This is a genomic window from Tabrizicola flagellatus (assembly GCF_046295235.1).
Classification (GTDB): Bacteria; Pseudomonadota; Alphaproteobacteria; order Rhodobacterales; family Rhodobacteraceae; genus Tabrizicola; species Tabrizicola flagellata_A.
Map to the genome: position 1 here is coordinate 21556 of NZ_JBKBLV010000026.1, position 8496 is coordinate 30051.

7 protein-coding genes are annotated in these 8496 nt (G+C 70.0%); 1 reads left to right on the top strand and 6 read right to left on the bottom strand.

Annotated features, from left to right (window positions below; genetic code table 11):
* Positions 1 to 26: 26 nt before the first annotated feature.
* The 6 genes from ACK4IU_RS12415 to ACK4IU_RS12440 all read right to left on the bottom strand — a co-directional run bounded on the left by ACK4IU_RS12415 (position 27) and on the right by ACK4IU_RS12440 (position 7677).
* Complete coding sequence (locus ACK4IU_RS12415; protein WP_409735596.1) at positions 27 to 1025, bottom strand: molybdopterin-binding protein; 999 nt, start codon at positions 1023 to 1025, stop codon at positions 27 to 29.
* Positions 1025 to 2011 carry an XdhC family protein gene (locus ACK4IU_RS12420; protein WP_409735598.1) on the bottom strand — a complete coding sequence of 329 codons (987 nt, stop codon included), beginning with the start codon at positions 2009 to 2011 and terminating at the stop codon, positions 1025 to 1027. The genes ACK4IU_RS12415 and ACK4IU_RS12420 overlap by 1 nt, the downstream gene beginning before the upstream one ends.
* 91 nt (positions 2012 to 2102) lie before the next feature.
* Positions 2103 to 4373 (bottom strand): OmpA family protein, encoded by a 2271-nt coding sequence (locus tag ACK4IU_RS12425; protein WP_409735600.1) that lies wholly within the window; start codon positions 4371 to 4373, stop codon positions 2103 to 2105.
* A 104-nt stretch (positions 4374 to 4477) separates the two neighbouring features.
* Positions 4478 to 5773 carry a vWA domain-containing protein gene (locus tag ACK4IU_RS12430; protein ID WP_409735602.1) on the bottom strand — a complete coding sequence of 432 codons (1296 nt, stop codon included), beginning with the start codon at positions 5771 to 5773 and terminating at the stop codon, positions 4478 to 4480.
* A gap of 66 nt (positions 5774 to 5839) precedes the next feature.
* The gene (locus ACK4IU_RS12435; protein WP_409735603.1) at positions 5840 to 6745 is read right to left on the bottom strand and encodes an AAA family ATPase; all 906 of its coding nucleotides are present in this window, start codon (positions 6743 to 6745) and stop codon (positions 5840 to 5842) included.
* Positions 6742 to 7677, bottom strand: coding sequence for a LysR substrate-binding domain-containing protein (locus ACK4IU_RS12440; RefSeq protein ID WP_409735605.1), 936 nt, complete (start codon positions 7675 to 7677; stop codon positions 6742 to 6744). The genes ACK4IU_RS12435 and ACK4IU_RS12440 overlap by 4 nt, the downstream gene beginning before the upstream one ends.
* 91 nt (positions 7678 to 7768) lie before the next feature.
* On the opposite strand from ACK4IU_RS12440, the gene ACK4IU_RS12445 reads away from it, so the two are divergent.
* A partial coding sequence (locus ACK4IU_RS12445) for an acyl-CoA dehydrogenase family protein (protein ID WP_409735607.1) occupies positions 7769 to 8496 on the top strand: 728 nt, incomplete at its 3' end.

Here is an 8496-nt window from a genome sequence, read left to right on the forward strand (position 1 = left end):
GAATTTTCGGTGAGAATTCCTGGGCGTCAGTCGCGCGCCTCGCGCGGGCGGCCACGGTGCGGGGTTTCCTTCAAGAGGCCGCCGACGCCCATCCCCGCGATGTCCGCCGCCGTGACCGGGACGCCGCAGATCAGCCGTTCCATCACCCAATCGGCCCCGTTCAGCGCGGGGCTGCGCACGCAGCCGGGCAGACCGATGACCGGGCTCGCGCCGAGGCTGCCGAGGAACAGCAGGTTGCCGGGGTCCACCGGCATGCCGAAGCGGTCGATCCTTCCCCCTGCCCTGTGGACAGCCTGCGGCGCCACGTCCATCGGATCCGACGTGGCCGAGGCGGTGAGGATCAGGATCAGCTCGGCCCCGGTAACGCTGGCCAGGGCAGCGGCCAGATCGGCCTCGCGGTGCGGGCAGTGGCGATGTTCGTTCAGCCCTGCACCCAGGGCGGCAAGGCGCCGGATGATGGCGTCGGCGCCAAGGGGTCTGGCCTCCGGGTCGGTATGGGTCTCGACCAGGGCCACGCGGGTCAGCCGCGCGGGGCGCAGGCGTAGGGCGCCGGCCCCAGCAGCGCAGGCGGCGGCGACCGAGGCTTCCGCCGCGCCATAGGAGATTATCTTAACAGTGGCTGCCATTTCCCCCGCCGCCAGGCGCTGCCAGCGCGGAACGGTCGCGAGCGTCAGCATCGAATCAACGGCATTGAGCGCATCGACCCGGTCGGCCGCGACCTCCAGCAGTCCGGCCGCGCGTGCATGCAGGTTCACCCGTCCCGTGCCGACGGGCCGCAGGTCGAGGCCCGCCGCATCGGGGTCGGGCGCCAGTGCCCGGGCGATGGCCAGGGCGGCCGCGTCCTCGTGCAGGTCGGTGGGATCGAGGCGGGCGGCGATGACCTCGCCGTGGCCGGCGGCGGCCAGCCGGGAAAGGTCCTCGGGGCCAAGCGTGCAGCCCTTGCGGAGCCGCCCCTCGGGCAAGGCGACGGAATGGGCGAGGATCGCTCCTTCGGCCTGCGACAGGGGAACCGGGCCGAAGCGCATTATTTCCGCAAGGTCTGGGTGATCTGCGCCATGATGCTGACGGCAATCTCGGCGGGCGTCTTCGCGCCGATGTCGAGGCCGACGGGGGCATGGATCTTCGCGATCTGGTCGGGGGTGAAGCCGGCGGCGGCCAGCCGGTCCAGCCGTTTGGCATGGGTGCGGGTGGAGCCGAGGCAACCAAGGTAGAAGGAGGGCGAGGTCAGCGCGAAGCGGATCGCCGGGTCGTCGAGTTTCGGGTCGTGGGTCAGGGTGACGATGGCGGTGCGGGCATCGGGCTTGAGCCGCGCCAGCGCCTCGTCGGGCCAGTCGTCCAGGATGGTCTCGCCGGGGAAGCGCTCGGCCGAGCCGAAGGCGGCGCGGGGGTCGATCAGGGTAGGCGCGTAGCCGCAGGTGCGGGCGATGGTCAGAAGTGGCTGGGCAATGTGGACGGCGCCCACGACGATGAGGCGCAGCGGCGGGTTGTGGATGGCGATGAAACGGCCATCCTCTTCCATCCCCGAGCGGTCGGAGCGGAAGCGGGCGTCAGTTGCGGCGTCCCCTCCCGGCGCGACGAGAGTCCGGGTCCAGGTCGCGGGGGTGGTGACAAGCGCGATGGCGCGGGGTTCGGCGCGGGCCGCGACGAGCGCAGCGAGGAGCCCCTCGGGCAGCGCCTCGGCGCCCTCGCCCACGGGTTCGACCAGGACGCGGATCGTGCCGCCGCAGGCGAGGCCGGCGGCGAAGGCGGTCTCGTCGGAGACGCCGAAGGTCAGGACGCGCGACTTGCGGTCGGCAAGCGCCTCCAGCGCCTCGGTGACGACCGCACCCTCGACGCAGCCGCCGGAGACGGAGCCCGCCATCTCTCCCTCGCCCGAGATGGCCAGCTGGCTGCCGGCCTGGCGCGGGGCCGAGCCCCAGGTCTCGATCACGGTGGCGAGGGCCGCGCCCTTGCCGGCGCGGTGCCAGGCAAGCGCGGTTTCGGGGATCCGGTCGTGGGAGGCTTCTGTCATGGGCGCGATTATGCGTCCGGGCCGGACGGGATGCCACCGAAATGAACGCGCCGCGGGCGGACCCGCGGCGCGACTTTGGTAGGGGGCCGGATCAGCGGATCGTGGCGGTCCGCAGGAGCGGAGTGATGACCCGGACCTCGACCCGGCGGTTGCGGGGTTCGTTCGCCTGGGTGTCGATCAGGAGTTCGGTCTCGCCATAGCCCTGCACGACCATGTTCTCCGGCGGGATGTCGAAGTATTCGGTCAGGGCGAGCGCCACCGATTCCGCCCGGCGGTCCGAAAGCGCGAGGTTCATCGCCGCCTTGCCCGTCGCGTCGGTGTGGCCCTCGATCAGGAAGATCTCGCGCGGGTTCTCGGCGAGGAGGTCCTGCATCAGCCGGCCGAGGTCGGCCAGGTTGCGCGCCTGCTGCGGTGCCACGGCGGCCGAGCCGCTGGCGAAGGTGATGGGGGTCACGTCCAGCGTGGCGGCCAGCGCGCGCACCGCCGGGATCTCGCGGATCTGGCGCAGGCTGAAGGTCCGGCCGACCCGTTCCGCCTCGATCCGGGCCAGTTCGCGCTTGAGAGCGATGTCCTGGTCCTTGGACGAGATGACGATGGGCCTGCGCGGCCGGGGCAGGTCGCGGACGATGATCGGCTCTTCCTCGACGAGGTCGTCGATCAGGATGACCTCGCGGCCGAGGCTGTCATAGGTCGCCCGCCGCAGCACCCGGCCGGTCGCATCGCGGATCGTCACCACCTGCGTCCCGTCGGCCCGTTCGACGATGGTGCGGGTCGAGCCGTCCTTGAAGGTCTCGGTCCGCACGGTCGAGCCGGGGCGACGAATCACGGCGTCGTCATCCTTGAGCACCCGGTAGGTGCCGTCGGGTTGCAGCACGATGACCCGGTCGCCGGTGTTCGACACGACTCGGGCCTCCTGCGGACCCATGGTCGAGACCGTGGTGTCCGCTGCCGCCGCGCGGTTGTTCTTGATGATCGCGCCGACCGCCAGCGCGCCCAGAACCAGGAGTCCGGCCTTCTCGAGGTCCGACAGCCCGCTCTTCTTGCCTTCGGCCAGCGCCACCGGAGGCGCGGCAAATTCCTGGGCGGAACTGCGCACGTTGGCATCGGTGATCGTCTCGGTCACGGCGGCTACAAGGTTCGCCGGATCGGCCTCGACGATCGGAACGGCACCCTCGGCCTGCGGGGCGTTGGTGACCAACTCGGCCGCGGCGATCGCTGCGGGGTTGATCGCGGTCGGGTCGCTGGTCAGGAGGTCGGTCAGACTTTCGACCTCGGTTTCGCTGACCACGGGCGCATCCACCGGCACGACCTCGACCGCGGGATCGGGTTCGGCAACCTTCAGGCCGGCGGCGGGATCGACAACCTCGCCCTCTGGCGTGATGGCCAGTTCGGCCTCGGCCGCGGCAAGCGCGGCGGCGGCGGCCTCGGGATCGACGACTTCGCCCGTGGCCTGATCGACGATCGCGCCTTCAGGGACGACCTCGGCTGCACGAGCCTCGGCGGTTGCATCCTCGGCCGGGGACTCGACGACCGGCTGTTCGCCACCCGACGTCTCGGCATTGGCGGCAGCGTCTGCTTCGGCCTGGGCAGCAGCCTCGGCTGCGGCGGCTTCTGCCGCGGCCTGCTCCTCGGCAGCCTTGGCGGCGGCTTCAGCCTCGGCCTGAGCGTCAGCTTCTGCCTGGGCAGCAGCCTCGGCGGCGGCGGCATCTGCGGCGGCCTGCTCTTCGGCAGCCTTGGCGGCAGCGTCTGCTTCGGCCTGGGCAGCAGCCTCGGCTGCGGCGGCTTCGGCGGCGGCCTGCTCTTCGGCGGCCTTCGCGGCGGCTTCCGCCTCGGCCTGTTCCTGCGCGGCCTGGGCGGCGGCGTCCGCCTCGGCCTGGGCGGCGGCGGCGGCGGCCTGGGCCTCGGCTTCGGCCTGTGCGGCGGCTTCGGCCGCAGCAGCCTGGGCGGCCGTCTCGGCGGCGGCAGCTTCGGCCGCTGCGGCGGCGGCTTCGGCAGCGGCCTGGGCCTCGGCGTCTGCCTGGGCCTGCGCGGCGGCCTGGGCGGCAGCGGCGGCTTCGGCCTCGGCGGCAGCCTGGGCTTCGGCGGCTGCCTGGGCTTCGGCTTCCGCCTGAGCGGCCTGCGCGGCGGCCTCGGCGGCAGCGGCCTCGGCGGCCATCGCCTGGTCAAGCTTCAGTTTCTCGACGATCGCCTCCAGATCGCAGGGCGCCTCGGCGGTCGGCGTGCAGAGCACGGTGCCGTCCTCGGCGGTGACCGAGCCATCCTCGTTCAGCACCTGCGCGAAGGCGGGCATGGTGCCCAGGGGGCTGATCGCGACCGAGAGGGCCGTCGACAGGGCCGTGGTGGAAACCAGAAGCTTTCTCATTACCAGTCCTCATTCTAGGGGCACGGGATAACCGCATCGTGACGAAACGGTTCCCGGATTGCCCGGCCATCCTAACAAAGCGAGGTTTCGCGTGATATGCGATATCAGCGAACTGTTGTGCGATATCCTGCGCGAAGCCCCGCCCATTGCCGGATCAGCGCGAGCAGTCGGTCGCGTTCGCCGTGGTCGGAGGGTTCCGAGATCGCGCGGCCGAGCGCCTCGATCGAGGCGATGGAATGGCCGGCGCGGAAGCTGTCCACATGGGGCAGGATGGCGCGGATGCCCTGGGCTTTCGGCGCGAATCCGGTCCAGCGCAGAAGCGGGTTCAGCCAGATGAGGCGCCGGCAGGAGAGGTGCAGGCGTTCGACTTCTTTCGCGAGAAGGTCAGTATCGTCGCGGTCAAGGCCATCGGTGATGAGAAGGACCACCGCCCCCTGCCCCAGCACGCGGCGCGACCAGTCGCGGTTGAAAGCGTGAAGCGACTGGCCGATGCGGGTGCCGCCCGACCAGTCCTGCGCCTCGGCCCCCGCGGCCTTGAGCGCGGCATCCACGTCGCGGGCGGCGAGGTGGCGTGTGATGTTGGTCAGCCGCGTGCCGAAGGTGAAGGCGTGGACCTTCGCCCAGCCCTGGCCTTTGCGGTTGGCGACGGCGTGGACGAAGTGGAGCACCATGCGGGAGTAATCGGCCATCGAGCCCGAGATGTCGCAGAGGACGACGAGGTTCGGCCAGCGGGTGACCGGGGCCTTGTATTTCAGGCCGGCAATCTCTCCGCCGTGGCGCATCGCCGCGCGCAGGGTGCGGCGGGCGTCGATGCGGGCGGTGAGAGTCGAGGCCTGGCTGCGCCGGGTTTTCAGCGGTTGGACGGGGAGCGCCAGCTTGGCCAGCATCCGCTTGGCCTCGGCGATCTCGGCGGCGGACATCTGTTCGAAATCGAGCGTCTTCAGGCGTTCCTCGGCCGACATGGTGGCGGTGGCGTCGATCTCGATCTGGTCGCCTTCCGGGGTATCGGTTTTCGGCGGTGGGGGGAGCTGGCCGTCGAGAAGGGCTTCAGCGGCGCGCTTCTCGGCGGCCTGGGCGGCGCGGTCCTCCTGCACGCCGTGGACCTGGGGCAAAAGGAGCGACATCATGTGGTCGAGGTAGCGCGGGTCGCGCCAGAAGAGGCGGAAGACCTGGGCGAAGAGGCTGCGTTCCTCGGGGCGGGAGACGAAGATGGCCTGGAGGGTGAAGTAGAAATCCTCGCGCCGGTCGAAACCGGCGGCGGCGACGGCGTTGACCGCGTCGAGCGTGCGGCCGGGGCCGACGGGCAGGCCCGCCTTGCGCAGCGCACGGGCGAAATGGGCGATGTTGTGGGCGAGCTTGCCGTCTTCGGGGATGTCGAGGGGGGCGTAGGTCGGAGGCATGGCGAACCCCCGGGGGGTTTCACACCCCCCGGACCCCCCGTGGGATATTTGTGGACAGATGAAGGGTCATGCGGGCACGAGGTCGCGCTTCACTTCGTCCAGCAGGCGCTTGGCTTCGGAGCCTTGGAGTTTCTGGATGTCGTCCTGGTATTTCAGGATCGCGCCGAGGGTGTCGGAGATGACCTCGGGCGAGAGGGCGATCACGTCGAGGGCGAGGAGGCATTTGGCCCAGTCGATCGTCTCGGCCACGCCGGGGCGCTTGAAGAGGTCCTCGCGGCGGAGTTTCTGGACGAAGGCGACGATCTCGCGCGAGAGGGTTTCCTGCGCCTCGGGGGCGCGGGCGTGGAGGATGTCCAGTTCCCGGTCGAAGCTTGGGTAGTCGACCCAGTGGTAGAGGCAGCGGCGTTTCAGGGCGTCGTGCACCTCGCGCGTGCGGTTCGAGGTGAGGATGACGATGGGGGGTTCAGGGGCGCGGATGGTGCCGAGTTCCGGGATCGTGACCTGGAAGTCGGAGAGGGCTTCGAGGAGGAAGGCCTCGAAGGGCTCATCCGTGCGGTCGATCTCGTCGATGAGGAGGACCGGCGCGCCGCCGGGCTGCGGGCGCATGGCGGCGAGGAGCGGGCGTTCGATCAGGTAGTCTTCGGTGAAAAGCTCGGATTGCAGGCTGTCGCGGTCGGCCGTGGCCTCGGCGGTGCGAATGGCGATCATCTGGGCGGCGAAGTTCCATTCGGCAACGGCGGAGGCCGCGTCGAGGCCTTCGTAGCATTGCAGGCGGATCAGGCGGCGGTTCAGCGCGGTGGCCAGCGTCTTGGCGATTTCCGTCTTGCCGGTGCCGGCCTCGCCTTCGAGGAAGAGCGGGCGGCCGAGTTTGAGGGAGAGGAAGACGACGGTGGCCAGCGCGCGCGAGGCGACGTAGCCCTGGGCGGAGAGGAGCTTCTCGACGGCGTCGATGCTGGTGAGAAGGGCGGTCACAGGGCCTCCGGCTTTGGGGCGAGAGTGGCGGGCGGAGCCACGGGGGTCAAGGCGGGATTGGCGGCTTCGGCCTGCAACCATAGTCGTAGGGACCGCAGCGGCGCGCGGTCGGGCAGGCTGTTCGGCCAGACAAGGTAGTAGGAGCCGAGCGCGCGGACAGGCGGGCCGAAGATCGGGACGAGGCGGCCCTCGGCCAGTTCCCGCTCGATGAGGAAAGTGGGGATCAGCGCCGCGCCCATGCCGTGAATGGCGCCTTGCGTCAGCGTGGCAAACTGGTCGAAGAGCATGCCGGGCGGGCGCAGGCCCGGGTGGCCGTGGTGGGCGAGCCAGCGCCCCCAGTCGCCGCTGCGGCTTTCGAGCTGCAGGAGCGGGTGATCGAGGATATCGGCTGCCCTGCCGAGCGCGGGGAAGCCGGGGGCGGCGACGGCCAGGACCTCTTCGTCCATCAGTTTCAGGTAATCGACGCCGGGCCAGTCCTGCCTGCCGTAATGGATCGCGGCGTCGAAGGTGGAGCCGGCGAAGTCGAAGGGGCGCAGGCGCGTGGAGAGGTTGACGGTGACCTCGGGGTGGGTCTGGGCGAAGCGCGCGAGGCGCGGGGCGAGCCAGTGCATCCCGAAGGCGGGGAGGATGGCGAGGTTCAGGGAGCCTCCGGTCGGGTTGGCGCGCAGCGTGATCGAGGCGGAGGCGAGGAGGTGGAGGGCCTTTCGGACCTCGGCCACATAATCGCGGCCCGCTGGCGTGAGGCGCAGGCGCTGGCGTTCGCGGATCAGGAGGGGGACACCGAGCTGCTGTTCAAGGGATTGCAGCGCCCGGCTGATCGCGCCTTGCGTCAGGCTCAACTCTTTCGCGGCCTCGGAGGCGGTGCCGAGGCGGTCGACGGCCTCGAGCGCCATCAGGGCCGGGATCGGCGGCAGGTAGCGGCGGGGAAGCATTATGAGTTTTCCTCATCAACTCGTGCAAGGAGTTCGATAGCAGGCCCCTGCCCTTTCGTGCAATACTGCCGGCAGCGAATGGAGGCCCGACATGCCCGATACCCTGCACACACAACCGAAACTGAAAGCCAAGGATGCCCCGGACCTGGGCCGCTTCGACTGGGAAGACCCGTTCCGGCTGAACGACCAGCTGACGGAAGAGGAGCGGATGCTGCGCGACGCGGCGCGGGCCTATGCGCAGGAGAAGCTGCAACCGCGGGTCATCGCGGCCTACCGCGAAGAGAAGACGGACCCCAGCATCTTCCGCGAGATGGGCGAGATGGGCCTTCTGGGCGTTACGATCCCCGAGGAATACGGCGGGCTTGGCGCGTCCTATGTGGCCTATGGCCTCGTGGCGCGCGAGGTGGAGCGGGTCGATTCCGGCTATCGCAGCATGATGAGCGTGCAGTCGTCGCTGGTGATGTATCCGATCTACGCCTACGGCACCGAGGCGCAGCGGCAGAAATACCTGCCGAAACTGGCCAGCGGCGAGTGGATCGGCTGTTTCGGGCTGACCGAACCCGATGCGGGGTCGGACCCGGCGGGGATGAAGACCACCGCGAAGAAGACGGCGAACGGCTATGTGCTGAACGGCGCGAAGATGTGGATTTCCAACGCGCCGATCGCGGATGTCTTCGTGGTCTGGGCCAAGTCCGAGGCGCATGGCGGCAAGATCAAGGGCTTCGTCCTTGAGAAGGGCATGAAGGGGCTGTCGGCGCCGAAGGTGGGGGGCAAGCTGTCGCTGCGGGCGTCCATCACCGGCGAGATCGTGCTGAAGGA